This is a genomic window from Stackebrandtia soli, from assembly GCF_965137155.1.
Classification (GTDB): domain Bacteria; phylum Actinomycetota; class Actinomycetes; order Mycobacteriales; family Micromonosporaceae; genus Stackebrandtia; species Stackebrandtia soli.
The window spans coordinates 1-24296 of sequence record NZ_CBCRZX010000011.1 but is presented as its reverse complement, the minus strand read 5'-3'; the positions used below and the strand labels follow the sequence as shown (position 1 = coordinate 24296).

At 66.0% G+C, this 24296-nt stretch carries 21 protein-coding genes; 9 read left to right on the top strand and 12 right to left on the bottom strand.

Annotated features, from left to right (window positions below; genetic code table 11):
* Positions 1 to 181: 181 nt before the first annotated feature.
* Positions 182 to 856: a flavodoxin gene (locus ACM9NP_RS09155; protein ID WP_415646201.1), complete on the bottom strand. Its 675-nt coding sequence runs from the start codon at positions 854 to 856 to the stop codon at positions 182 to 184.
* A 28-nt stretch (positions 857 to 884) separates the two neighbouring features.
* Positions 885 to 1793, bottom strand: coding sequence for a helix-turn-helix transcriptional regulator (locus tag ACM9NP_RS09150; protein ID WP_415646200.1), 909 nt, complete (start codon positions 1791 to 1793; stop codon positions 885 to 887).
* Between the two features lie 216 nt (positions 1794 to 2009).
* On the opposite strand from ACM9NP_RS09150, the gene ACM9NP_RS09145 reads away from it, so the two are divergent.
* Positions 2010 to 3032, top strand: coding sequence for a zinc-dependent alcohol dehydrogenase family protein (locus tag ACM9NP_RS09145; protein WP_415646199.1), 1023 nt, complete (start codon positions 2010 to 2012; stop codon positions 3030 to 3032).
* A gap of 216 nt (positions 3033 to 3248) precedes the next feature.
* Here the strand turns inward: ACM9NP_RS09145 and ACM9NP_RS09140 are convergent, their stop codons facing one another.
* The gene (locus tag ACM9NP_RS09140; RefSeq protein ID WP_415646198.1) at positions 3249 to 5129 is read right to left on the bottom strand and encodes a WD40 repeat domain-containing protein; all 1881 of its coding nucleotides are present in this window, start codon (positions 5127 to 5129) and stop codon (positions 3249 to 3251) included.
* A gap of 673 nt (positions 5130 to 5802) precedes the next feature.
* Here ACM9NP_RS09140 and ACM9NP_RS09135 point away from each other — a divergent pair.
* Positions 5803 to 6300 carry a DUF2975 domain-containing protein gene (locus tag ACM9NP_RS09135; protein ID WP_415646197.1) on the top strand — a complete coding sequence of 166 codons (498 nt, stop codon included), beginning with the start codon at positions 5803 to 5805 and terminating at the stop codon, positions 6298 to 6300.
* A 54-nt stretch (positions 6301 to 6354) separates the two neighbouring features.
* On the opposite strand, the gene ACM9NP_RS09130 is transcribed toward ACM9NP_RS09135, so the two are convergent.
* The 3 genes from ACM9NP_RS09130 to ACM9NP_RS09120 all read right to left on the bottom strand — a co-directional run bounded on the left by ACM9NP_RS09130 (position 6355) and on the right by ACM9NP_RS09120 (position 9992).
* Positions 6355 to 7434 (bottom strand): hypothetical protein, encoded by a 1080-nt coding sequence (locus ACM9NP_RS09130; RefSeq protein ID WP_415646196.1) that lies wholly within the window; start codon positions 7432 to 7434, stop codon positions 6355 to 6357.
* Positions 7422 to 7880: a hypothetical protein gene (locus ACM9NP_RS09125; RefSeq protein WP_415646195.1), complete on the bottom strand. Its 459-nt coding sequence runs from the start codon at positions 7878 to 7880 to the stop codon at positions 7422 to 7424. Before ACM9NP_RS09125 ends, ACM9NP_RS09130 begins: the two co-directional genes overlap by 13 nt.
* Before the next feature lie 279 nt (positions 7881 to 8159).
* Positions 8160 to 9992, bottom strand: coding sequence for an alkyl/aryl-sulfatase (locus ACM9NP_RS09120; protein WP_415646194.1), 1833 nt, complete (start codon positions 9990 to 9992; stop codon positions 8160 to 8162).
* Positions 9993 to 10264: 272 nt separating this feature from the next.
* Between ACM9NP_RS09120 and ACM9NP_RS09115 the strand changes: the two genes are divergently transcribed.
* On the top strand, positions 10265 to 11293 hold the full coding sequence (locus ACM9NP_RS09115; protein WP_415646193.1) for a hypothetical protein: 1029 nt from the start codon (positions 10265 to 10267) through the stop codon (positions 11291 to 11293).
* Positions 11294 to 12714: 1421 nt separating this feature from the next.
* On the top strand, positions 12715 to 13248 hold the full coding sequence (locus ACM9NP_RS09110) for a hypothetical protein (protein ID WP_415646192.1): 534 nt from the start codon (positions 12715 to 12717) through the stop codon (positions 13246 to 13248).
* 164 nt (positions 13249 to 13412) lie between these two features.
* On the opposite strand, the gene ACM9NP_RS09105 is transcribed toward ACM9NP_RS09110, so the two are convergent.
* The gene (locus tag ACM9NP_RS09105) at positions 13413 to 13868 is read right to left on the bottom strand and encodes a VOC family protein (protein WP_415646191.1); all 456 of its coding nucleotides are present in this window, start codon (positions 13866 to 13868) and stop codon (positions 13413 to 13415) included.
* 302 nt (positions 13869 to 14170) lie between these two features.
* Between ACM9NP_RS09105 and ACM9NP_RS09100 the strand changes: the two genes are divergently transcribed.
* The gene (locus tag ACM9NP_RS09100) at positions 14171 to 14959 is read left to right on the top strand and encodes a peptidoglycan DD-metalloendopeptidase family protein (protein WP_415646190.1); all 789 of its coding nucleotides are present in this window, start codon (positions 14171 to 14173) and stop codon (positions 14957 to 14959) included.
* Between the two features lie 93 nt (positions 14960 to 15052).
* Here the strand turns inward: ACM9NP_RS09100 and ACM9NP_RS09095 are convergent, their stop codons facing one another.
* The 3 genes from ACM9NP_RS09095 to ACM9NP_RS09085 all read right to left on the bottom strand — a co-directional run bounded on the left by ACM9NP_RS09095 (position 15053) and on the right by ACM9NP_RS09085 (position 18129).
* On the bottom strand, positions 15053 to 16288 hold the full coding sequence (locus ACM9NP_RS09095) for an MFS transporter (protein ID WP_415646189.1): 1236 nt from the start codon (positions 16286 to 16288) through the stop codon (positions 15053 to 15055).
* A gap of 373 nt (positions 16289 to 16661) precedes the next feature.
* Entirely contained in the window at positions 16662 to 17690 is a 1029-nt protein-coding gene (locus tag ACM9NP_RS09090) for an NADP-dependent oxidoreductase (protein WP_415646188.1), read from the bottom strand.
* A gap of 52 nt (positions 17691 to 17742) precedes the next feature.
* On the bottom strand, positions 17743 to 18129 hold the full coding sequence (locus tag ACM9NP_RS09085; protein ID WP_415646279.1) for a DUF1304 domain-containing protein: 387 nt from the start codon (positions 18127 to 18129) through the stop codon (positions 17743 to 17745).
* Positions 18130 to 18426: 297 nt separating this feature from the next.
* Here ACM9NP_RS09085 and ACM9NP_RS09080 point away from each other — a divergent pair, with 297 nt between their 5' ends.
* Complete coding sequence (locus ACM9NP_RS09080) at positions 18427 to 18927, top strand: PH domain-containing protein (protein ID WP_415646187.1); 501 nt, start codon at positions 18427 to 18429, stop codon at positions 18925 to 18927.
* Positions 18928 to 18964: 37 nt separating this feature from the next.
* Here ACM9NP_RS09080 and ACM9NP_RS09075 read toward each other — a convergent pair whose 3' ends face one another.
* Positions 18965 to 19531, bottom strand: a complete 567-nt coding sequence (locus ACM9NP_RS09075; RefSeq protein WP_415646186.1) for a DUF4291 domain-containing protein — start codon at positions 19529 to 19531, stop codon at positions 18965 to 18967.
* 219 nt (positions 19532 to 19750) lie between these two features.
* Between ACM9NP_RS09075 and ACM9NP_RS09070 the strand changes: the two genes are divergently transcribed.
* From ACM9NP_RS09070 to ACM9NP_RS09060, 3 genes are all read left to right on the top strand, one after another.
* Positions 19751 to 20107, top strand: a complete 357-nt coding sequence (locus ACM9NP_RS09070) for an ArsR/SmtB family transcription factor (protein WP_415646185.1) — start codon at positions 19751 to 19753, stop codon at positions 20105 to 20107.
* 78 nt (positions 20108 to 20185) lie between these two features.
* Entirely contained in the window at positions 20186 to 21556 is a 1371-nt protein-coding gene (locus tag ACM9NP_RS09065; RefSeq protein ID WP_415646184.1) for an MFS transporter, read from the top strand.
* A 57-nt stretch (positions 21557 to 21613) separates the two neighbouring features.
* Complete coding sequence (locus ACM9NP_RS09060; protein ID WP_415646183.1) at positions 21614 to 22396, top strand: GNAT family N-acetyltransferase; 783 nt, start codon at positions 21614 to 21616, stop codon at positions 22394 to 22396.
* Between the two features lie 140 nt (positions 22397 to 22536).
* On the opposite strand, the gene ACM9NP_RS09055 is transcribed toward ACM9NP_RS09060, so the two are convergent.
* The gene (locus tag ACM9NP_RS09055; protein WP_415646182.1) at positions 22537 to 23823 is read right to left on the bottom strand and encodes an MFS transporter; all 1287 of its coding nucleotides are present in this window, start codon (positions 23821 to 23823) and stop codon (positions 22537 to 22539) included.
* Between the last annotated feature and the right edge of the window lie 473 nt (positions 23824 to 24296).

The window sequence follows — 24296 nt, the reverse complement described above, 5'->3', positions numbered from 1 at the left end:
AGCGCGCACAGCGTCCGAACCTGCGGGTATGCGACGGCCCCATTGGTCCATAGTGGCACACACTTTCGCTCCCCCCGCGGCCACCGTCCACCTTGTGGCCAGAGCCGGGGCTCGTCGTCGCGAGACGGCCCCGCGCGTCGATAGGATGATCCGCCGACTGCGCGGCATGCGCGAAGCGCACCTATCGAATCAGTCCGGCGTCGCGAAGCCACACGTCGAGATCCGAACCGGCTTCGTCGACCTCCTCGCCGCGGATGGCGAGTCCGGTGGCGACCGTGGATGCCGGAAGCGCCTCACGGTAGTCGTCGTCGATCCCGCTCATCCCGCTGACGGCGAAGGTGACGAAGGGCAGGATCGTCTTACCGGCGAGGTCGACGCCCTCGACGAAGGTGGACATGATCATCGGGGCGCGCGTGTTCCACACCGGACTGCCGATCAGCACCGTGTCGTACCGACCGACGTCCGGCAACGGGTTCGCGATTGCGGGTCGAGCGTCGACGTCCTGTTCCTCGCTGTTGCGTTCCACGGTCTCGTCATAGGACTCGGGGTAGGGATCGGAGGGTTCGATCTCGTAGACGTCGCATTCCACGCGCTCGCGGATGAGATCGGCGAGCACTTCGGTGTTGCCCACGTCGAGGAGACGACGACCGCCGTTGTGGTAGTTCTCGCCCGCGCGCGAGAAGAACACGAGCAGCGTTGTGGCGTCCGGATTCGTGCTGATAGCGGGTTCCTCTTCTGTGGATCGATTTCCTGGCGGTCGCTGTCGAGACGCGCATCCGGTCAGCGCGGACGTGAGTCCAAGGGCGCCCATGAGGCTGGCGAAGAGGACGGCCCTGCGAGTGAACACCGTTGTCATGGCCCGAACCGCCGTGGTCGACGCCGTATCAAGGAACGTCACGGGTGGGCCCGGTGGTGTTCGACTCCGATGACCGGCGGTTTGCCTGTTCGGCGGTGGACCAACTGGCCAGCAGGCGAAGGCGTTCGTCCGAAGGTGACGCGGGTTCGGCGGTGTAGACCGTCAGGGTCAGTCCGGGTTCGGTGGTCAGTTCCATCGACTCGTAGGCGAGGTCGAGTTCACCGACGACGGCGTGGTGGAAGCGTTTGACGCCGCTGCCGTGGAGTCGGACGTTGTGCCCCGCCCAGCGGATGCGGAACTCATCAGAACGGGTCGACAGTTCACCGATGAGATCGTGGAGGGCCTTGTCGTGCGGGTCGCGGCCGGCTTCGGTACGCAGGATCGCCACCGTGATATCGGCCGTGGCCTCCCAGTTCGGGTAGAAACGGCCGGCTCGTTCGACGTCGAGGAAGGCGAACCGCGCGAGGTTGGCGGGTCGCTCGGGGGCCGCGAAGGCGTCGGAGTAGAAGGCGTGGCCGAATTGGTTGGCGGCCAGGATGTCCATGCGTCCGTTGCGCACGAACGCTGGAGCAGAGATGGCGTCGAGGGTGTGTCGCAGGCTCGGTCGAGGCGTCCACTGTGCGGAGGTCTTTCGACGCGGCCGTGCCTCGGGCGAACGGTTCGCGGCGCGGGCGAGGTCGAACAGGTAGGTGCGTTCGGCCTCGTCGAGTTGGAGTGCCTTGGCGACGGCGTCGATCACGCTCTCGGAGACGCCACCGAGGCTGCCGCGTTCGAGCCGCGAGTAGTACTCGACGCTCATATTGGCCAGCAGCGCGACCTCACCGCGACGTAGCCCCGGAACACGTCGCTTCGACCCGGGCGGCAGACCCGCTTGTTCGGGGGTGATCTTGGCGCGGCGCGAGGTCAGGAACTCGCGCACTTCGTCCCGGTTGTCCACGACCTCGACGTTACGTCGCGCCCGGAGCCTGAAGGGTGTATTGGCGGTACACGTCTCGACGGTGCGTTCCAAGGCACCCCGACGCGCGCTCTGATTGATGTTGAGCGGGCGGCCGACGGTCGGCCCGATCGACGAGAACATTCGTGATGCGCGTGTCGCCCGGTGAACGCGACGCGCCCGGCCGTCCACGGCGGCCGCGACAGGAAGTGACCTTTCATGCGTGGAGCAGTCCTACACTCCCCCGGCGACGTGCGCCTCGAACAACGCGCGGACCCGACCATTCTCAAATCCACCGACGCGATCGTCCGTCTGACCGCCACGTGCGTGTGCGGATCCGATCTGTGGGACTTTCGCGGTGTCAACCCGGTGAACCAGCCGACCCCGATGGGCCACGAGTACGTCGGCGTCGTCGAGGCGATCGGCGCCGATGTCGCCACCGTCAAGCCGGGCCAGTTCGTCGTCGGTTCGTTCGCCGCTTCCGACAACACCTGCCAGTTCTGCCGTGCCGGTTACCAGACGCACTGCGTCCATCGCGAATGGATAGGGCCGGGCGGCGCGCAGGCGGAACTGCTGCGGGTGCCGCTGGCGGACGGCACGCTGGTGGCGACTCCCGAAACGCCCCCCGCCGAGCTGATCCCGAGCCTTCTGGCCGCGTCCGACGTACTCGGCACCGGATGGTTCGGCGCGGTGGCCGCGGCCGTCGGGCCCGGCAAGACGGCCGCGGTCGTGGGCGACGGAGCCGTCGGCCTGCTGGCGATTCTCGCGGCGAAACAGTTGGGGGCCGAGCACATCATCGCCATGAGCCGCCATGAGTCCCGGCAAAAGCTGGCCCTGGAGTTCGGAGCCACCGACATCGTCACCGAACGCGGGGACGAGGGGGTCGCGCGAGTGAAGGACCTCACCGACGGGTTGGGAGCGCACTCCATCATCGAAGCGGTCGGAACACAGGAGTCCATGATGCAGGCCATCCGCTCGACGCGCCCCGGAGGACACGTCGGCTATGTCGGTGTGGCCCACGGTGTCGCGGTGCCCGGCGAAGAACTGTTCTTCTCCGGCGTGAACCTTCACGGTGGCCCAGCGCCGGTGCGACGCTTCCTGCCTCAGCTGATCGATCTCATTTGGAGACGCGAGATCGATCCGGGGAAGGTCTTCGACCTTCGACTGCCACTCGACCAGGTGGCCGACGGCTACCGGGCGATGGACGAACGACGTGCGATCAAGGTGCTGCTCACGCCGTGACGATCGAACGAACACCATCGAGAGGCTGAGTGCTCGGCGGCGCGCCGTTCCGGGGGCGACTCGGTGTGCCGCCGGCCCATCCCGGCTTCGTGCTCGACGCGACTACCTCGACTGCGGCGTCGCCGTCGTCTGATGTGGTCATTCGAGGCTCCCCGACGACGGACGGCGACCGGCGACGCTCATGGGACGTACGTCGAAGCGCGGGACCTCGCGCCGTCAGGAAGAAACCGGGCTCCGCCCGTCGACGGACAGCGGGACGGTGATCTCCCGGTGCAACCCGCGTCCCGCCAGATCCCATATCCGAATCGTCCGATCGCTTCCGGTGACGGCGACCGTCATGCCGTCCATTTCGACGCACGCGACGGCCCGAACCCAACGGTCGTAACCGGCCAGCAACGCGAGTTCCGTTCCGGTAGTAAGGTCCCACATCCGCACCGATCGATCATCGCCGCCGGTGACGGCGATCGGCCAGCCGTCGAGGTCGACGCAAGTCACGGCCAGTACCCCGTCGAGGTGTCCGATCATTGTGGTCAGTTCGGTTCCGGTGGCGAGGTCCCACATCCGCACCGTCCGATCCTCACCGCCGGAGACGACGACGGGCCGACCGTCCAATTCGATGCATGCGACGGCCCGAACCGCGCCGTTGTGCCCGGTCATCGTCGTCCGATCGACCCCGGTAACAAGGTTCCACACCTGGACCGTTCCGCCACTGCTGCCGGTGACCACGACCTTCGCTCCGTCGAACTCAGCGAACGCCACCGCCTCGACTCCACCATTGTGGCCAGTTAGCGCAGCCAGCTCGGCACCTGTGGTCAGATCCCAGACCCGCGTCGTTCCATCACCGCCCCCGGTGACCGCGACCGGCCTACCGTCGATTTCGGCGCACACCACGGCGTTCACGCTGCCACGATGACCGGTGATCGTGTTGAACTCGGTTCCGGTGCCGAGATCCCACACTCGCACCGTCTGATCCTCGCTGCCGGTAACGGCTATCGGTCTGCCTTCCAACTCACAGCACGCCACGCCCAACACCGCCTCGTAGTGTCCGGTCATCGCGGCGAGTTCGGTGCCGGAGGCAAGGTCCCAGACCCTAACGACTCCGTCGCCGCCACCAGTGACGGCGACCGGACTGCCGTCGAGTTCAGTACACGCGACGGCATCCAGCTCGGGACCGGAGAGTCCACCCAGGTCGATGCCCGTGATGAGATCCCAGACCCGGACGATCCGGTCGTAGCCACCGGTGACCGCGACCGGTCGGCCATCGAGTTCGACGCACGCGACAGCTTCGACCTCGTCGTCGTGGCCGGTCATCACCGCTCGTTCGGTACCGGTGGCCAAGTCCCAGACTCGTACGGTGCCGTCGACGTCGCCGGTGACGGCGACCGGATCGCCGTTCAGCTCGACGCACGCCACGGCCCACACTCCACCCGTGTGGCCGTTCAACACCGCGAGTTCGTCGCCCGTCGCCAGATCCCAAACCCGTACGGTGCCGTCATCGCCGCCGGTAACGGCAACTGGATCGCCGTTCAGCTCGACGCACTCCACCGCTCGCACGTGCCCACTGTGCCCGGTGAATGTGGTGAGTTCGGTGCCGGTCGCCAGCCCCCAGACCCGTACGACCCCATCGTCACCGCCTGCGACTGCGACCGGATCGCCGTCGAGCTCGGCACAAGCCACCGCTCGTACGCGACCACTGTGCCCGGTGAATGTGGTGAGTTCGGCGCCGGTCGCCAGATCCCAGACTCGTACGGTTCCGTCGTCGCCGCCGGTGACGGCGGACGATCGGCCCTCCAGTTCAGCACACGCCACGGCCAGTACCGAGCCATTGTGGCTGGCCAATGTGGTGAGTTCGGTGCCGGTCGCCAGCCCCCAGACCCGTACGGTTCCGTCATCGCCGCCAGTGACGGCGACGGCTCGACCCTCCAGCTCGGCGGACGCCACGGCCCGAACCGCATCCGAGTGCCCGGTGAGCGCCTCAAGGAGGGCCGGATCAAAGGTTGACCGCGTAGCCCAGCGCGCCCGACCGGCGGCATGGTGTTTCGGATGTGGATGGGTGCCTTGTCCGACGGCGCCAACGTAATCGTCCGATATGGCCATAGGGCCGGCTCCTCAAGGGTTGTTGGACGGGGCTGATCGACGGGTCCTTGACGAAGCGGTCGAGCGAGCCGGGTGCCGTCGACGTCGACGCCCGTGCGGGAGTGAGTTTCGATTCGCTCCGATGCGTGCCGCCGACCGGACAGGCGCTCCACCGAGTAGAGACGTGCGTCGTCGAACGACGGCCGCAACGCGTTCCGCTGCGGCCCTGGGCAGCCCGAAAGTTCCACCCACGGCTCATCTGCTGCACGTGGACCGTCCTGACCAACCCCGCCAACGGCCATCACCACCGCGAGGCGAGGGGTGTCGGACACCACGGCCTCCCAACGTCCACACAGTTCGTCGAATCTTAGCGACCGTCGCGTGACCCCTCTAGCCCCCATCGACGGCGTAGCGCCTCCATCGCCTGGTGATCTTGCGGGTCGCGCCCCGCTTCGTTGCCCGCCGCCGTGTGCGGGCTGTCGCACGGATGCCTTCGTCCATCGTGTGTGGATGTTCCGGGCGTCCCGACCCCACGACGACGGAATCGCTGCACGGCTCCATAATCCGCCGATGAGTGCCGGTGAGCACGATGGACCCGCGGACACAACCACCGCACTCGCGGTCCAAGAAGAAGATTGTGGAGAGTCAACGCGGATCTATTGACATTCGATAGATATCGGTTGATAATCGATGCATGAATCGCCTCGTCGTCGCGCTACTGCAGGTCGGTATCGGATTCACCGTGCTCGCGGGCGTCTTCGCTCAGGTCGTCGTGGTCCCGGGAGCGATCGCCGAAGAGTCGGCATTGGACCCGTTCGTCGGGTACTTCCGCGGAGAGTTCACCGCCGTCGGCATCCTGGGGATCGCCTGCGTCCAAGTCGTTCTCGTGTCGACCTTCGTCCTGCTCACCATGACGCAGGACGGAAGGATCTTCTCGCGGCGCGCTTTCATGTGGGTGAACAGCATCATCGGCGCGATCTTCGGTGCCTCCGCGTTGTGCGTCGTCGTATTCGTCGCGGCCATGACCGTCCCGCCCGCGTCCGACGGTGACGGGATGAGCTCGCTCGGGTACATGTTGAGCGGATTCGGAGGTGCCGGAGTCTGCCTCGGTCTCGCGATGATCGTCTTCGTGCTGCGCGGGCTGCTGAGCCGGTCCATCAACCTGCGCGAGGAGCTGGCCCAGGTCGTCTGACGACCAGCGCGCACGATCCCGACGAGTTGAACCGATTCGGACCTTCGATGGCGCTCAACCGCCGGTGGCCACCGAGTGGTCCGCCTGTGCAAGGACGCGGGTCGCGAGCGCGGCAATGGTGTCGGCGGATCGGGTTCCCCGGTTGTCCCGCGCGGCGAAGGCCGCGAGCCCGGTGAGGTTCTCCGGGACACGGGGGCGGTCGAGCAGGTCGGCGGTGCGCGCGTAGTCGACCTGCGTGTGGTGGACGGGAATGTCCTCGATCTCGGTGCCGTCGAGTCGAGCATGGACGACGTCGTAGAACCGTTCGAGCCGGAACGCGGTGCGCTGCCACCAATCCCCGCCCCGAGCGTGAGAGAGCACGACCGCGATGGTCGCGGGGACGAGTCCGGTCAACGCCGTGGTCTCGTCGGGAGCGCGGTGATCGTCGTCGGTGGCGTTGGTTATCCAGACACTGGTGAGCAGGCTGGAGGAAGTCACCTCTTCCGTGACCAGGGTGGCCGGATCGTGGAAGACGTCGAGTGGGTCGGACGCGTCGTCGCGCACGACCATGCTCCCCGCGTCCGAGCCGGGATCGGCGAGTACGGCGGCGATCGCGGCGTGGACGGCGTCGAGCGACGTCCACGAGACGAAGCCCTCCGCCGGCATGCCGTCGAGCCGGGAACCCGCGACGACCAGGCCGGCCAGAACCGCGTACAGGGAGCGGAACTCGTCGGCGGGAGCCCGATCGCGAACATGCCGAGAGACGGACGCCACCGAGATCGCCTCACCGCCTTCGATTCGTGTCCACAGTTCACCCGTCAGGTCTATCCATGGTGCACAGCGGGTCAGGTCGTCGGGGTCGACGCTGTCGCGGTCGGGTCGGGCCCGGGTGGAGCGGCGCTTCGGTTCGATCGGCGGTCGTCCGCACAGGACGGTCCACGCCTCGATCGCGAGCTCCATAGCCGACGATGCCATAGCGGAATCGGGCAGCATCCGCCCGATCCATCCGCGCAGTTCGTCGCGGGTGTCACGCACCGTGCCGGGAAACGCCCAGGTGTCGGTCGTCTCGTCCCGTTCGGGATGGTCGCCCCGTTTCGGGCAGGACGCCTCGACCAGGAGGCCCAACGCGGAGGACGCCGCGATCAGCTCGGGCAAGCCGATTCCGTCGGCCAGGGTTCCTCATTGGCGGTGGCCGTCGCCCACGACCGGCCGTGCATCACGACGTGGGGTTCGCGGTACGGCATCCGGCGCGACCCGTCGCGTCGGGTACCACCGAGCCAGAACGCCAAGCCGACGCTTTCGAACAGTCCCCCGGGGTCCGTCGCGGGCCACACCTCGTGACGGTCGACGATCCACGCTGGAAGGTCGATCGCGGCGGAGTCGAGAAGATCCACCGGCCATGGCGTCCATTCTCCGTAGTACGCTCCCGGCCAGACCCCCGCTGCGAGCAACGACAGCAACTGCGCTCGGTGCGCGCGGGCGTCGTGTTCCTCGTCGAGCACCGAGGTGACCTCGATCGGCCCGCCGACCAACAGCTCGCACAGGGTCCGCGCGGTGGTCAGCAGCGTCCCTGCGGCGGTCGCTTCGGATACCTCGGTCACGCGCGTCATTCTAGGTCGGCTCACCGACAACGTATTCCCAAGTCGGTGAGCCGCCCATAAATGTCCACTGTGCTATATGTCTGCCTCCAAGGTGCTGAAAGTGCACCGCGTGGGCGCGGCAAACCATCGGTCGTCGGCCGTGACGGCGTTCGAACGGCGCGATCACAGCGGCGTCGGCCACGCTGTCGCGGAGAGACCCATGTTCGACGCCGATCACGAATGCGGGCTTCAACCGTCGGCGTGCCGACGCCGCAGACGGTCGACGTCAAGGTGAAGGCATCACGGCTCGATGATGGCGAAGTCCGGGTCGCCCGGATCGAGGACACGCATGAACTCCGCGATGGCGGAGCGGTCGCCGTCGATGCTCAGGCCGTCGCCCTCGGCGGCTTCCACACCTCGCGCCATGAGGGCCCCGAGCGCGGAACGAGGAACGGTCACGGTGGCGGCGACGTCCCCGGCACCGTCCCGCACGTACGTGAGGACTCCATTGCGGAGGCTCACCCGGTACTCGGCGTCGTGATCGGGGAAGATCCACCGGAAAACCTGGTCGAGATCCCAGGCCGCGGGGCCGTCGATCTGCACCGCGAGCGCGTCGAAGAACATCTCCGGCGGGAGTTGCGCGATCATGTCGGGCGAACTCGGCACCGTCGGCGTACCGAATCCGCCTTGGCGCAGCTCCATCGCGCCGGAGAGGTAGTTGTTCCGCCAGGTTCCGTTCTCGGAACCGAACCCGAGCTCTTCGAGGACGTCGGCGAGCAGGCCTCGCGCCTTCTTGTCGGTCGGATCGGCGAACACGACGTGGTCGAGGATCTGCGCCGCCCAGCGAAGTTCGCCACCGTTTCGGGCCTCCTCGGCCTTCCGCATCACCGTCTCGGCGCCGCCCATCAGTTCGACGTACCGGGTGGCGGCCTCGACGGGCGGAAGCTGCCACAGGCGAGCCGGATTTCCGTCGTACCAACCCATGTAGCGTTGATAGACGGCTTTGACGTTGTGGCTGACGGAGCCGTAGTAGCCGTGCGTACTCCATTGGAGCTCGAGCGCCGGTGGCAGTTTGAGCAGCTCGGCGATCTCGATGCCGGTGTATCCCTTGTTCAGCAGCCTCAGCGTCTGGTCGTGGATGTACGCGTACAGGTCGCGTTGGTCGCCCAGGAACGCGCGAACCCGATCGGTGCCCCAGGTGGGCCAGTGGTGCGAGGCGAAGACGACGTCGGTTCGGTCTCCGAACAGCTCGATCGCCTCGGTCAGGTATCTCGCCCACGCGTGGGGGTCCCGAACGAGCGCGCCGCGCAGGGTGAGGATGTTGTGCAACGTGTGAGTGGCGTTCTCGGCGATGCACAACGCCCGCGCGTCGGGGAAGTAGAAGTGCATCTCGGAGGGTGCCTCCGACCCCGGCGCCATCTGGAACTCCATCGGCACACCGTCAACGGTGAGGGTCTGGCCCGTTCGGGAGATCTCCGTCGTCGGCGGGATGAGGCTGACGGTGCCCGTCGAGGTCGTCTGGCCGAGGCCGGCTCCGACACCGCCTCCCGGGTCGCGCGGCAGCATCGCTCCGTACATGTACCCGGCGCGCCTGGCCATCGCGGTTCCCGCGTAGACGTTCTCGGCGATGGCGTGCTCCATGAAACCCTCCGGCGCGATCACGGGCACGCGACCCGAGGCCACGTCCTGTTCCGACACGACGCCCTTCACACCGCCGAAGTGGTCGACGTGGCTGTGCGTGTAAATGACCCCGGTGACGGGTCGATCCCCACGATTGGAACGGTAGAGGGCAAGAGCCGCGTCAGCGGTCTCGACGGAGATCAGCGGATCGATAACGATGACTCCCGTCGCCCCCTCGACCAGGGTCATGTTGGACAGGTCGAACCCGCGAACCTGGTAGATGCCGTCGGTCACCTCGTAGAGGCCCTGTTTGGACACCAGCCGCGACTGACGCCACAGACTGGGGTGAACGGTATCGGCGGGCTCCCCTGACAGGAAGCCGTACGCGTCGTTGTCCCAGACGATGTCACCCTTGTCGTTTCGGACGACCCCAGTGGCCGGCGCGGCCAAGAATCCTCGATCCGCGTCGGTGAAGTCCTGGTCATCGTTGTTCGGGTATGGGTTCTCTGTCATCCCGGTTCCGCCCCCTCGCCGCTTAAGTCGTGGCGCCAGCCTAGTAAGACACCGAACCCAGCGCGAGATATTCACTACCTTGAGTCGCTTTGTGTCCGATTCGTACGGCGCCGACCTGCCGCCGACGCCCACACGACCGCCGCAAATGCGCGGTTATGCCCGAAATGTCGACTACGGTGGCGATCGTCATGTCCGCCCATCGCGAGCTCGGGAGCATTCGGATCATGTCGGCACCCTCAGAAGTCAGACCTCACGCCCTTCTCTCAACCGGCGTGGCCCTGACCGTCATCGGCGTCGCCTTCGGCATCGCCGGCCTCATCACATCGACGGCGGTTCGGGCCGCGGAACCTCAGCGCGCCGAGAGCACCCTCGTCGAACTGTCGATTACGGAGATACCGCCGATTCCCGTCGACGCCTTCGCGGGGCTGTACGGCACGGCGACGACACCCGACACGACGCAGACCTCGGACGAGGACCTCGGCGACTTCAGCGATCCGGACGAAACGCTCACGTATGTGACGGTCAACGGCACCGAGGTCGTCGAGACGTCCTGGGACTCGGCGTCCGGCCAACTGACCGCGCGTGCCAACGCGACGTCGTTCGAGCTGGACTACAACGAGGTCAACGACTTCCTGACCGCCGGCTCGGTCGACGCGTACGCGCGCTGCATCGATCGAGGTGACGCGCTCGCCTACGCGCGCAGCGACGGTTCACAGGCAGAGGTTCTGGGCCGTGGCGTCGCGAATGGGGTGCCGACCCTGATCACCGTCACCGGGGACGAACTCAACATGCCATCGGTGAGCGTCGCGAATCTCACCGTTCTCGAACAGACCGTCGAGAACGTCGTCAACGAACCGGGCCAGATCAGCGCCGAGGCGTACCTGCACTACACCATCACGGCCGAACTCTACGACGACAACGGCGATTTGATCTACAGCGGATCGATGGTGGACATGAAGCTTGGCCACGTCGTCGTCGAGTGTCTGCCGTCCGTTCCACCGACGACCGCCAGCCCGACGGGCCAGGACGTGACCGGAACACCCAGCGATGACCCCACGGGTCCCACCGGCGACCCGACCGACGACGTCCCCACCGAGGACCCGACGACAGGGGAACCCACGCGGGAGCCGAGCGCCTCGATGAGCCAGCCGGGACTGCCGCCTGGAAGCACGGCCCACTCCGGCACGAACCTACCGGCGACCGGAGGTTCGGTGGGGCCACTGCTCGCGATCGGAATCCTCGTAACAGGCATCGGCACCACCCTGATCTGGTTCAGCCGTCGGGACGTCCCGAAGCACTAGCGGCCACCACCGAACGGCGTCCCGATGCCCGGACGGTCGCGATTGACACCGTCGTTGGTGAACCGGCCGAGAACCGCTGTCGCGCTTCGGTTTCGATCATTCGACGGGTTCCGAATCCATAGGAGGGAGACTGCGGCGACCCCAGAATAGGACGGCGGGACGTCGGTCGCGATCCAAGGTCAACGCGAGGAGCTCACTGAAACCATGCCTATCCCGAACTGCATGAACCAGGAACCGGTCAATGACCGGACGGGAATCTCCCTTTGTACCCGGGAGGGCGAGGCCCGCGACCCCACAGTTTCACAGCGCGCGAAGGCATCTCGATTCGAGCGTCGCTCCCCTGGACAGATGGAGGGGCGAGAAGGCCCAGACTCGCGCATCGCAGCGATTCTCCACGTCGGAAGTCGTCGATCGTGATTGGATTCTCGGCACCGTCCAGATTCACTTCATCCGGGTGGTACTCCTTCCAGCCGACGATGAGATGTGTGGCGACCCAACTGTCCCAGGGGACCTGGACGGCGTTCTTCGAGATCGCGACCTCACTGACAATGTCCTCCTCGCCCAAGTGCACACAGTCACCGTAGTTGGCGTGGTACGGCGGGGATCCCGACAACGGAATGAGGACGTTGGGAATCAGCCCAAAGGCGATAAGAGCGCGGCAGCGGCCGCGAAGAGCCCACTTCCGACAGTCCGATAGGTACGGCGCCTCTTCGTGTTCCCCTCGGGCGTGGCCTGCTCGCGCCCGACGGACCTGCCCGTCTCCGGCGCGTCGCCGTTGGGCCTCCCAACAGGCCTCCTGCTGCGATGAGATCGCCTCCCTTGCTGCGGTGACCGTACGGTCGATGAACGGATGGCGATGGTGTCGAGTTGTTCACGTCCGAGAAGAGCGTCCTGATCGGGCAGTGGAATGTGGATGCGCGGTTGGGATGCGCGCGACTGCATCTCCTTGGCCATCCGAACGTCGTCCGACAACTGCCGCCAGGAACGACGATCCTCGACGGTGTCTCCGGCGCGGAGTCGCCGCCACTCGTGGGAATCCGTCTCGGGATAGGTACGACGGAAGTAATCGAGGATGGCCCCGTCGATGTCCAGGCCGCCCACATCGCGGAGCCCTTGCCAGGACGTCGTCACCCCTTATCCAGGAAGACCGGGCGGCCTACTGCGCACCATAGGGACATTGAGGACAGCACGGCAACCTGGCGCGGACCACGGCGGAGTCACAGCCGGCCAACGCTCATCCGGCTTTTGCCTCTAGAAGCGCGATCGCGCGGAGCCGGTACATAGCACTGCGTGTCGCTTATCGACCTAAAACATCCCTTTCGTCACAATTGTGAGCGAAAGGGTCGCGATGTCCTCGGGTGCCAGTTGTGGTCGCGTGGGAATCCGCGGACCCGTTCAGCCCACGATCTTAGGAGAAGGTAATGCGTATCAAACAAGTCCTCACGACGGTCGCCGCCGTCGCGATGACGGTCGCGACGGTGGCGGTGCCCGCCGCCAGCGCCTCGGCCGCCGAGTCGCCGCGAGAGACCACGATGGTCAAGGAGGTCGAAGCGACCACCGTGTGCGGGGACAAGTTCGCGCTCTACTCGGATGGCCGATGGACCTATACAGAGGCCCGTTTCTGCCTCGGCACCGACGGCTCCCAGGTATGGCCCGTCCTCGAATACTCCGAATGCCAGTACTACTGGGGGGCGGCCTGGTACTACGCGAACGCGAAGTACCCCTGCAACTTCGACTTCAGCTACACCGTGACCCGTAACGGACAGGAGCTGCTGGACGGTTCCAGCTCCGGCAGCGGCGGCCCCAACGGCGTCGTCCAAGGCAACGCAACGAACTGCGCCGGACCCGGGAACTACACGCTCAGGGCCCGGTACGTCCTGAGCGGACCATACTGGACCGACACGCAGATCGACTCGGGCTACCGGACGTACAACCTGAGCCTGCCCTGCAGTTGACGATCACCTCGACCACCGGGCCTGACGTCCGTACGGGCCCGGTGGTCGACCGAAACCTGCCACACCCTGCTCTCCGCGACACCTCGCCCGGACCGGACCGGACCGGACCGACCATCCTGGTCACGCCATTGACGAGTGGCTATGAACGGATGGCCGAACTACTCCTAGACGACGCAGAATTCGTTGCCCTCCGGGTCCTGCAACAAGACGGCGTAGTGCGCCATGTCCGGCTTATCCGTTGTCCGCAGGACTTTGGCGCCGGCTTCGATCAGGCTTTCCACCTTGGTGGTGACCCGCTGCGTTCGTACCGCAAGCGGAACATCGCGCCCGCCACCGACCTTCAGGTCGAAATGAATTCGGTTCTTGCCGGCCTTGACTTCCGGCACCACCTGGAACCACACCCGGGGCCCCTTCCCGGCGGGATCGACGATCGACTCCGGGTTGTCACCCACGCCGACGGGCAACTCCTCCTCAGGCACGCCCATGGCCGCCCAATACTCCCGCCACGTGGCGTGGCCCCCCGGCGGAGGTTCGGGTACGTACCCCAGAGCCTCGCTCCAGAACGCCACCAGCCTCTCTGGGTCGGCACAGTCGATCGTCAGTTGCAGAGTCAGCTCCATCGTCGGATCCTGGCAGACACGTCTGACATTCATGCGTGACCGAGCCGCCGACTGAAGGGACGCGCTTCCGCGACGAGCGCTATGGGCGCACAGCTGGGGTTTCGAAGACAACGCCATCGGAAACTTCTGGCCCACAAGCAGACCATGGACCGGTGCATCCAGAACCAACGGAGATCGGCGGCACATCCGCTGGATTCGTGGTATGGACATGCATTGATTCCTAGCGAACGTGCGTTTCGGCTGCGGGCCATGGCAGAATCCGGGATTCGTTCTGTTCCTTCTCCCCCCATAAGGAGGCGACCATGCGTCGTATCATGCGGGCCGGTCTGGTTTTGCTCCTCGCCGGGCTCGCGGTCATGGTGCCCGCTGGACCGGCACACGCCGACGCCGTCGTTACCGTGTCCGTTCCCGACGGTCTGCCGCTCAACGTGCGATCCACGCCGAGCGTGAACGCCGAGGTGGTCGGCAGCCTCGCCAACGGCAGCCAGGTGACGATCACCTGCTACAGCCACGGCGACACCGTCCAGGGCATCGGCGGTGCCACCGATGTCTGGAACAAACTCCCCGGAGGCGGTTGGGTCACCGACGGCTACCTGGAGACCGGTTCCAACGGACCGGTCGTGCCGGCCTGTGCGGCCGGTGGCGCCCAGTTCAAACTGCCCTTTCTCGCTGGTGCCGCGTACACCGTGACCCAGACCCCGGGTGAGGGCTACTCGCACAACGACGACTACAACCGGCATGCCGTCGACTTCGGCACACCGACCGGGACCCCGATCGTCGCATCCGCGAGCGGCACCGTCTACTTCGAAGGATGGGCCACCGGCGGAGGCGGCATCATGGCCTTGGTGGACCACGGCAACAACCAGTGCTCCCAGTACGCCCACCTGGACTCGACGATCATCAACATCGGAGACCAGGTCGTTCAGGGACAGCAGATCGGCACCTCCGGAGGCACCGGAAACGTGACGGGACCGCACCTGCACTGGAACATCGTCTACTGCGACAGCCAGATCAGCCGCGAGATACCCAACACTGTGGAGACCGGCACCAACTACCCCACCGGTTCCGCGCCAGTGAGTCAGAACGGCTGACGATCTGACGCACACCCCCGAGTTCCCGCACCCGGCAAATGCGGGAGCTCGGGGCGTGTCAGACCGAGCAACGAAGGTCCACACGGGAAGCGGTCAGCAGCCGCTGCCGAGTCGCTCGTCATCGGAGTCGACCTGGGGTCGCCTCCGTCGACTCAGGACCGCGATGGCGGCGAGCATCGCCAGGAGATAGACCCCCAGTCCGATTTGCGGGACGAGGATGACGCCCAGGATCACGCTCGTCCAGTTCCCCATGACGTCGGCGAGCGCGGTCAGTGCCATCGACCAGCTCATGACGGTGCTGAACCGGCGTCCTCGGAATGACTGCTGCCGCAGGGTCGTGGTCAGTACGGAGCGGACGCGCGAGGTGATCGCTATGAGTAGTACGTATGTCAGTCCGGCGATCCAGTTCGCGGGTGTCGGAAGGAATGTGATGCCGAGGATCGCGAGCGTCAGGATTCCGACGGCGGACACGTACGCGACCAGCAAGGCGTTCTCGATCGAGAGGCGTCTACGTAGCAGCGGCGCCGCGTGTGGGCCGATGGTGGCGCCGACACCGAACACCGCGATGACGGTGCCCAACGCGGTGGTCGCGGGCCATCCGGTGCTTCCCGCGATCCACAGGTAGACGTAGATGCCGCCCATGACGGCACCGAGCTGGGTGATGAACGAGACTGCGGGCGAGGCGGGTCCGGTCCGCACCAGGTCAGCGGCGAATTCCCTCAAGGTCGTCTTCTTGCCGAGGGCGCCGAAGTCCTCCACGTCCTGGTCCGCGACCGGCTTCGCCACGAGTGTCCTGGCCGACACCAGTCGAAACACCGTCCCTCCTGCCGAGAGCACCATGTTGACGCCGATCAGCCACGAGATCGAGTACCCCGCGACGACGCTGCCGAGCGGCATGCCGATCACCAGGCCTATGAACGCCATAATGGAGTAGATCGCTGTGTTGAACCTCAAGGCGTGCTCGGAATCCAACTGGGCCAGCTGTTGCGCGTAGAACTCCTCCACGATGTCGGAGGCGGCGGGGAAGACGGACGCGACCAGGAGATAGGCGATGAGGATGGGAGCCGCCGCCGACGGATACAGCAGCAGGGCGCCGAGGGCGAGCAGCGACATCAACGCCTCCGTCGCGTCGGAGGCGATCAGAACGTTCGCCGGGTTGTAGCGGGAGAACACCCGCGCGAACAGCGGTGCCGCGAAGGTCAACGCTTGTCCCACCGTCGCCAGGACCGCGATCCACACGACGGGAAGGATTCCCGCGGCGACGGTTCCGTTCGATCCGCCTTCGATGATCCGGGTCCCGATGATCGAGACCACCAGCCCGACGGTCATCCACCGCCTGGCACGCAGGATGATCGCGTGCGAATGGTCCGCGACCCTAACCACGACAATCCGGTTCGTCACGCCTCGCCGACATCGCGCCGTCCGCGTCGAACGCGAAGGCATGGCGATCCGCGCCCGGAAGCGGCCTCGAAGTCAATGTGGATTCCTTCGCGTCGCAGGAGGTCTCCGAGCAATCGTGCGGATGAAACTCGGATCATGAGTCCAATGTCCTCGGATCCTCCGCATGATCGTTGCGCGGGAACGAGTCCCGCGCAATCTCGATAACCTACGGCAAGGGACGCCAACCGTCGACCGCTTATCGCGCCCGAGCGCGGTTTGGAGCGATTCCCCTGAGCCAGACATCCATCAGTCGGGTACGGGATCAGGAGCTCGCCGGTGCGGTGACGCGCACGAGCATCTTGCCGATATTGGCGCCCCGCATCATGGCCAGGAAAGCGTCGACGGTGTTCTCGATTCCGTCGACAATGGTCTCGTCGTAGGCGATCTCCCCCGCCGCGAACCACTTGCGCATCTTCTCGTTGAACTCCGGGGCGAGCCCCAGGTAGGCGGAGAGGGTGAATCCCCTGAGGGTGAGGCCACGGGTGATGAGGTTGGCCATGTTGTCCGGTCCGGGGGTCTTCTCGGTCGCGTTGTATTCGGTGATCGCTCCACACAGCGCGATGCGCCCGTTGTCCTTCATTACGTCGAGACCGGCTTCGAGGTGGTCTCCCCCGACGTTGTCGAAGAACACGTCCACTCCATCCGGTGTGAGGGCGGCGAGCTGTACTCGCACGGGTGCGTCCTTGTAGTTGAACGCCGCGTCGTAGCCGTACTTCTCGGTCAGGAGTCGTACCTTCTCGGGGGTTCCGGCTGAGCCGATGACGTGTTTCGCGCCGAGACGCTTCGCGATCTGACCGGCGGCGGTGCCGACGGCCCCGGCGGCGCCGGAGACGAACACCGTCTCACCGCGTTGGAGCCCCGCGATCGCCGTCAGGCCAACGTATGCGGTCAACCCGGTCATGCCGAGGACGCCCAGGTACAGCGAGAGCGACGCGCCGGGTATCTCGGGCACGACCCGGAAAGTCTTCGCCTCGTCTTGGACGACGTCGCTCCAGCCGTGTTGGTGCAGGACCACGGCACCGATGGGGACGGCTTCGACGGCGGACTCCACGACCCGGCCGACCGCGCCGCCGGTGATGACCTGACCGAGCGCGTAGGGGGCGACGTAGCTGCGGACGTCATTCATCCGGCCCCTCATGTACGGGTCGACCGAGACGAACTCGTTGACCACGCGCACCTGACCCGGCTGAAGGTCTCCGTACGCGACTTTCACGACGCGAAAGTCGTCGTGAGTGGGCCAGCCGTACGGGCGGGCGGCGAGTTGGATCTGGGTGCTGACGACGTCGGACACGGTGGTTCTCCTTCTGGCTGGTCGATCTGGACGGATGTGGACGCGTGGTCGGTTACAGCGACAGCCCGACGGCGAGGGCGATGACTCCCAACAGCGGCACGAGGCCCTGTTTGACCGCCGCGCCGCGTTTGCTCGGCGAGGAGAGGAACAGCACGAGTGCCGCCGCGAACATCGAACCCGTTCCCGCGAACACGAGCGCCGCACCGGCACCGGTTTGACCGACGGCGACGAGCACGATTCCGACGATCGCGACGACGGCGAGGAACAGGTTGTAGAAGCCCTGGTTGAACGCCAGTTCCTTGGTGGCTTGGGCTTCCTCGGCGGAGATCCCGAAAATGGAGCGGGCCTTCCTCCCGGTCCACACGATGGACTCCAGGTAGAAGATGTATACGTGGACGAGGGCCGCGACGCCCGCGAGTACCAGACCGGCGACGACCATGGGAGCTCCTTCGGTGTCCGCTCGCGACTGTGTGTCGGACAAGGACGGTCCTTGCCTGCGAACCATCAAACCGTAACCACGGTCGGCGGCCGCGCGAATGAGCGAACCTGTCGAAGCCGATCACGGCGAACGATGTCAGGCACCAGGGCCGTGCTCGGTCCTACTGTCCGCGTCCCTCAAGGTCGACATCAGGGCCGTTTCCCGGATTGCCCTTGTCGGAGTCCATCGATAGGGTGAGGTCTGCTTTCCAAGGCGCGGAACCATAGTCGGAACGTCAATGTTCTTTGTGGAGGATTCATGGAGTTCCCGGACGATCTGCTCGCACCGGGCGAAGTGGTCGCCTACAGGTTCCGGCCCCACCCCACGATTCTGATCAACGCGCTCGCCTGGGCGGTCGTGGGCACGGCGGCGCTCATGTACGTGATGGCGCAGTTGAGAACCGTCCCGCCGAGTGAGGGAATCCTGACCGCCTGGGCCGTCTGGTTCCTCTTCGCCGCCAACGTGATCAGGACGATGTTGATCTGGCGCTTCACGTATTACGCGCTGACGACGACTCGCATCATGTGGCGAACCGGAATGATCTCGCGCAACACGATCGAGATCCCGCTGTCCAAGATCGACCACATCAACGTCGGCGAGGGCCTGTTGGCCCGCATGTTCAAGTACGGCGACATGACCTTGAGTTCGACGTCGATCAAGGGCAAGATCGTGTGGCGCGCGGTACCGGAGGTGAGCACCGTCCGCACCGTGTTGGCGCGGCTGCGCCAGGAGGACCAGGAGCGCCGCACCATCGCCTGATGCGGGATCTTCAAGGCCCTCAACCGATCGCGGGCACTCAGTTGCCGGTGGACAGAAGATGTTCGAATGCCGGGGACGGTGGGTAGACACGTTCGCTGGGGAACAGGCGCGAGGCTTTTGTGGCGTGCCCGGTCCGCATCAGTGCCGCCGCCTTGCGGACCTGCGGTGTAAGGTCGGTGAGGCTGACGATCCACTCCTCGACGAAGGTTCGGATCAGGTGGCGTCCGATGCCGACCTGGATGCTGTAGTGGTTCAGGGCGGCTCCCCGCGCGGAACGCTCCGGGTCCCATTGGACGTGGACGGGCGCACTCGCGACGGCAGTCGGATCACCGGTCGTCAACACCGCGTCGGACAGGGCTCTCTCCCAGCCTTCGCGGGTCATGCGGACCGCGAGAATCCGTTCCTGGCCGGGTTTTCGGCCCCAGTTGCTGCGATGCATCAGCCACAGGAACGATGGTTTGATCCACGTCATCCTCCCGAACGAGAACGGTGCGACGAACCGTCCGGCCCGTAGCGCCGCGTCGGCGATGACCGGCGCGTACGCCTGGTAGACCACGATCGTGGAAGCGTCGTGGTCGGCCCGAATCTGATGCTGGGGTGTCATGGGCCGTACGGTCCCACCACGTCATTGGCGCCGCAAGCCAATTCCGTTCAAACGGGGTCGTTGCGCCTGGTTCGTCGTTGATGAGTCGCGGTCGCCGTCGGGCCGAATTACCCAAAGCGCGTTTCGGGTCGCGATCGCAACGCCGCCTCGTCGATCCGCCGCCGTCACCACCACATCGGACGGGCGAGCCTCTCACAGACCCGGCCTACGATGAACGGTATGACGACGAGCGAGCACTCCATCGATGTCCATGGTGTCCGCGAGACCGTCGACACCGAGCGGTTGGACACGGCCGTCTCGATACTGGGCCTCCTCGCCGATCGCACCCGGCTGGCGCTCCTGCATCGACTGAGCCTCGGAGACGCGGACGTGACGACGTTGTGCACGGCGTGCGACGCGGCTCGCCCCTCCGTCAGTCAGCACCTGGCGAAACTACGCCTCGCCAAACTCGTGACCACCCGCCGCGACGGCAGGCACGTCATCTATTCCATACGAGACGGTCACCTGCGCCGACTCATCGACGAGGCGTTGAGCGTGGCCGACCACCACATCCGAGACCTTCCGTCACACGACTGAACATCGACATGTGCATGGCCGCGCACATGTCTGATACCGTCTGGGAATTCGTCGATTCGATGCCCCAGGACGATCCGAATGCTCTCAGTGCTCCGCCACCCCACCTATCGATACCTCTTCATCGCGCAGGTGATCGCCCTCGTCGGCACCGGTTTGGCGACCGTGTCACTCGGCCTGCTGGCATACGACATCGCGGGAGGCGGCGCCGCCGCCGTGCTCGGGACGGCCCTGGCGATCAAGATGGTCGCGAACGTCGTCATCGCCCCACTCGTGACGGCTGTGGCCGATCGCCTCCCGCGCAGGACGCTAATGGTCACAATGGACCTCGGTCGGGCGGCGGTCGCGGTCGCACTCCCCTTCGCCACCGAGATCTGGCATGTCTACGCGCTCATCTTCGTGTTGCAAGCGGCGTCGGCCACCTTCACACCGACGTTCCAGTCCACGATCCCGCAGGTGCTTCCCGACGAACGCGACTATACGAAGGCCCTGACCCTATCCCGACTCGCGTACGACATCGAGAGCCTGTTGAGCCCGGCGCTCGCGGCCGTGCTCCTGACCATGACGACGTACGACTGGCTCTTCGGTGGCACGACGCTCGGATTCATCGCCTCCGCGATCCTCGTCACGTCCTGTGTGCTCCCGAAACCTGTTCCGATGCCACGCGAAGGCGGTGTCCGCAGCCGAGCAATGCTCGGGTCGCGACGAATGTGGGCCACCCCGCGCCTTCGGGCCGCGCTCAGTCTCAATCTGGCGGTCGCCTCGGCAGGAGCGCTCATCCTCGTCGACACCGTCCTCATCGTCCGTGAGCACTTTGGAATGGGAAACGGGGCGGTGTCACTGGCGCTCGCGGCCTACGGCCTCGGTTCGATGTTCGCGGCGCTGCTCCTGTCCCGCCTCCTGGCACACGCACGGGATCGGACCGTCATGCTGATCGCCGCCGGAACCCTCCCCATCAGCTTGTCGGCGGCGGCGATCATCACCGCCGCCGAGGCCGACGCCGCCTCGTGGATCTGGCTGCTCGCGATCTGGGCCGTGATCGGCGCCGCGACCGCCGCCGTGACGACACCCATCGGACGCGTCATCCGACGGTCCACCGAGGAACGCGAGCTGCCGGCCGTGTTCGCCGCCCAGTTCTCGCTCTCACACGCGTGCTGGCTGCTCACCTACCCGTTGGCGGGCTGGTTGACCACCATCGGGAATCCGGTCGCCGCCGGGACCCTCGCGGTGGTCGCACTCGGCGCGACCGCCGCCGCGGCGATCATCTGGCCCACAGCGGATCCGTCCGTCGTTGAGCACGTCCACACGAGACTGACCGCCGATGATCCTCACCTCGCCGACGCCGAATCCACCGTGCACGGATGGCGGCACCGGCATGAGTACGTCGTCAACCCCCAGCATCCGCGCTGGCCCCGCACCGCCGCAGGACATTCCGTCCAAGACGGTGCTTGAGACTCGTAGCACTGTGGGCCGGTCCTCCCCGAGCGCCGATACGGTAGCCTCCGCCGGATGAGTGATCTCGATCTGGCGACAGTGGCGGTGGCGGACGACGCGTGGGTGGGGACGCCGGAGGGCTCGGAAGTGGTGGAGACCACGGAGTATCGGCTGGCGTGCTATCCCGAGCGTTTCGCCGACCGACTGCAGGTGCAGTGGTTGCGATCCTCCAGACCGGCCGAGGCGGTTCTCGGGGAGCTTGTCGAGCGGGCCGTCGGGTTCGGGCTGCCGGAGGCGGTGGTCCGCGTGAAACTCAGCACCCCCGACGGCTTCGACGAGGCACTGCTGGCGCGTGGTGCCGAGCTGATCGACACCGCCGACGTGCTCGCCATGGCGTTGCCCGCCGATGTCAACGCGCCCGACCTCCCCGGGATCGAACTGCGGTGGCGGACCACGCCGGAAGTCGCGCGCGACACCAATACCGTTGGCATCTCGATCTTCGGCGGGAGCAGGGCCTCCGACGACGAGCTCGCCGGTGCGGCGGCGTCCGGCCGTGACATGTTCGACTCGGGGGGCGGAGGAGCCATCGCCGCCTACGTCGACGGCGCCCCGGTCGGAATCGCGGGTGTCGAACTCGCCGACGGAGTGGCCCGATTGTGGGGCGGAGGAGTGTTGGAGGCGTATCGGGGTCGCGGCGTCTACCGTGCCCTCCTCGCCGCTCGCATGGAATACGCCGCCGAGCAGGGTGCGACGATGGCACTCACGCAGGGCCGCATCTCCACGAGCTCCCCGATCCTGCAGCGCGCCGGGTTCGCCTCGTACGGCCAAGAGCGTTGCTATCGGCTTCCCTTGGGCTGACCGCGAACCGGACACGGAGGCTCGCCGGCCGCCTCCGGCCGTGGTGATCCGAAGGCACGCGCGAGACCATAGTGCGCGGTCGACCAGGCGAAGGTGCCCTCCGCTGCGCGAAGTCGGCCGACCCAGCGAGCCCAGAACGTCTAAAGGGGACTAACTCCCCCGCGAACCCCACCGAGTGCCGTCGGCGTTCCTGTGACGGCCAGATCCCGCCGTGGCAGGAAGATCACCGCCGAACCCATCAACACCGCCGCGACGCAGAGGGTCGCTCGCGCGCCGATCATCGTCGCGACAACACCTCCGATGACGATGAACGCGGGTTGGAGAGAGGTCGTCGCGAACGACCACAGCGTCGCGACTCGCGTCAGAAGATGATCCGGCGTCGCCAGCTGTCGATACGTGGACATGACCGAGTTGGCCATTCCGGCGAACAGCAGGAGTCCGCCGAAACCCAATCCCGCCACCAGCACCCCCGAATAACCCGGAACCGCGAGCGGAATGAGGAAGTACCACGGCGTGCGCAGCATGCTGGCGATCCACAGTCCGCGTATGGCGCCGAACCGCTGCGCGACGACACGCGCGAGTCTCGCACCGAGAAACCCACCGAGGGAGGGAATCCCCATGATGAGTCCGAACTGGACAGCATCGAACTCGAGGTCTCTCAAGTAGAAGACCACCGCCACCGGCGAGGCCATCGCGCTCGCGCCCGCGAACACGATCCAACTGATGATGACCTTGCGAAGCATGCGGTGTCCCGCGACGAAACGAAGACCCGCCAGCAGTTCGTCTCGCTTCCGCTCCGTCGCACCTCGCGCCGGCGGCGGGGGTTCCGGCGTGCGCAGCCGCCACGTCGCGACGGCGCTGAAGACGAACGAGACGGCGTGAACGGCGTAGCCGAACAACACACCGAACACGCCGAGAAGTAGGCCACCGAGGGTGGGCCCGACCGAAATGCTCAGCCAGTTTGTGGACTCGAGTTTTCCTTGGGCGTCGGCGAGCCGCTCCGGGCGGACAAGCGCCTTGATATGAGGCTGAGCCGCGGCCTGGTACAGAATCAGGCACATTCCGCCGGCGAAGGCCACAAGGCACAGATGCCAGTACTCGAGTACCCCGAAGAGTCCGAGCACGGCGACGGCAGCCAGGAAGACGGACCGTGTGAGTTCCGCACCGATCATGATCGGTCGTTTACGTCGAAACTCGACGTACAGGCCGGTCGGGAAGGAGGCGAGCAGCACGGTGAGAGTCGTTATGGCTGCGAGTATCGAGACCTCGAAGACGCTCGCCCCGAGCATTGAAACGGCGAGCATCGGCAGCGCCACCATTCCAATCGCGGAGCCGAATTGGTTGACGGCTCTGCCAGCCCACAGAACACTGAAGTCGCGATGGCCCTTGACGCTGAGGTGTCGTTCTTCGGTATTCGACAAACTCATTGACCCTCCTCGATCGTGGAGATTTTCGGAGGTCCTATTCGGGACCTGACCTGTGATGCGATGGGCTTCCGTCGCCTTGCGGCTGTTCGCAGTTCGGCGATCCTGTGGACCGGCCAGCCTCGACGCTCCGGGCTTCAAGAGAAAGCGATGTGGACGCTCGCATGAGAAGGCCTGGCACGCGGGTGTGCCGAGAACTGGAAGTCCATTATGCTCAGAATACGGCAGCGGCGCCCTCGGTGTGCGATCGCGTTCGCCGACTTCTCCGCAGGGTCGGCGAGCATGCGGTCAGGTGGGACCAGGCGTAACGCGGTTTCGGCTGGCCCCATCATCCGGCCACGCGCCCGCACGCAAACACCGACCACTCGCACTGGGGCCCCTACCGGATCTGCCTCCCGCTTGGTTGGTTGGACTCTCCGCTTGGTTGGGCAAATGTTCGAATTAGGCGCGTTTTCGCAATTTGCCCAACCAAGCGG

Bases quoted from the DNA above. Each gene is read 5' to 3' on its own strand.
- ACM9NP_RS09145 (WP_415646199.1), top strand. From the start codon at position 2,010: ATGCGTGGAGCAGTCCTACACTCCCCCGGCGACGTGCGCCTCGAACAA.
- ACM9NP_RS09085 (WP_415646279.1), bottom strand. From the start codon at position 18,129: ATGGTCGTCGCCGGTCTGGTACTCGCGGGCGTCGCGGCCCTCGTCCAC.
- ACM9NP_RS09135 (WP_415646197.1), top strand. From the start codon at position 5,803: ATGAATCGCCTCGTCGTCGCGCTACTGCAGGTCGGTATCGGATTCACC.
- ACM9NP_RS09060 (WP_415646183.1), top strand. From the start codon at position 21,614: ATGAGTGATCTCGATCTGGCGACAGTGGCGGTGGCGGACGACGCGTGG.
- ACM9NP_RS09140 (WP_415646198.1), bottom strand. From the start codon at position 5,129: ATGGCCATATCGGACGATTACGTTGGCGCCGTCGGACAAGGCACCCAT.
- ACM9NP_RS09100 (WP_415646190.1), top strand. From the start codon at position 14,171: ATGCGTCGTATCATGCGGGCCGGTCTGGTTTTGCTCCTCGCCGGGCTC.
- ACM9NP_RS09110 (WP_415646192.1), top strand. From the start codon at position 12,715: ATGCGTATCAAACAAGTCCTCACGACGGTCGCCGCCGTCGCGATGACG.
- ACM9NP_RS09155 (WP_415646201.1), bottom strand. From the start codon at position 856: ATGACAACGGTGTTCACTCGCAGGGCCGTCCTCTTCGCCAGCCTCATG.
- ACM9NP_RS09075 (WP_415646186.1), bottom strand. From the start codon at position 19,531: ATGACACCCCAGCATCAGATTCGGGCCGACCACGACGCTTCCACGATC.
- ACM9NP_RS09080 (WP_415646187.1), top strand. From the start codon at position 18,427: ATGGAGTTCCCGGACGATCTGCTCGCACCGGGCGAAGTGGTCGCCTAC.
- ACM9NP_RS09055 (WP_415646182.1), bottom strand. From the start codon at position 23,823: ATGAGTTTGTCGAATACCGAAGAACGACACCTCAGCGTCAAGGGCCAT.
- ACM9NP_RS09070 (WP_415646185.1), top strand. From the start codon at position 19,751: ATGACGACGAGCGAGCACTCCATCGATGTCCATGGTGTCCGCGAGACC.
- ACM9NP_RS09065 (WP_415646184.1), top strand. From the start codon at position 20,186: ATGCTCTCAGTGCTCCGCCACCCCACCTATCGATACCTCTTCATCGCG.
- ACM9NP_RS09095 (WP_415646189.1), bottom strand. From the start codon at position 16,288: ATGACCGTCGGGCTGGTGGTCTCGATCATCGGGACCCGGATCATCGAA.
- ACM9NP_RS09120 (WP_415646194.1), bottom strand. From the start codon at position 9,992: ATGACAGAGAACCCATACCCGAACAACGATGACCAGGACTTCACCGAC.
- ACM9NP_RS09105 (WP_415646191.1), bottom strand. From the start codon at position 13,868: ATGGAGCTGACTCTGCAACTGACGATCGACTGTGCCGACCCAGAGAGG.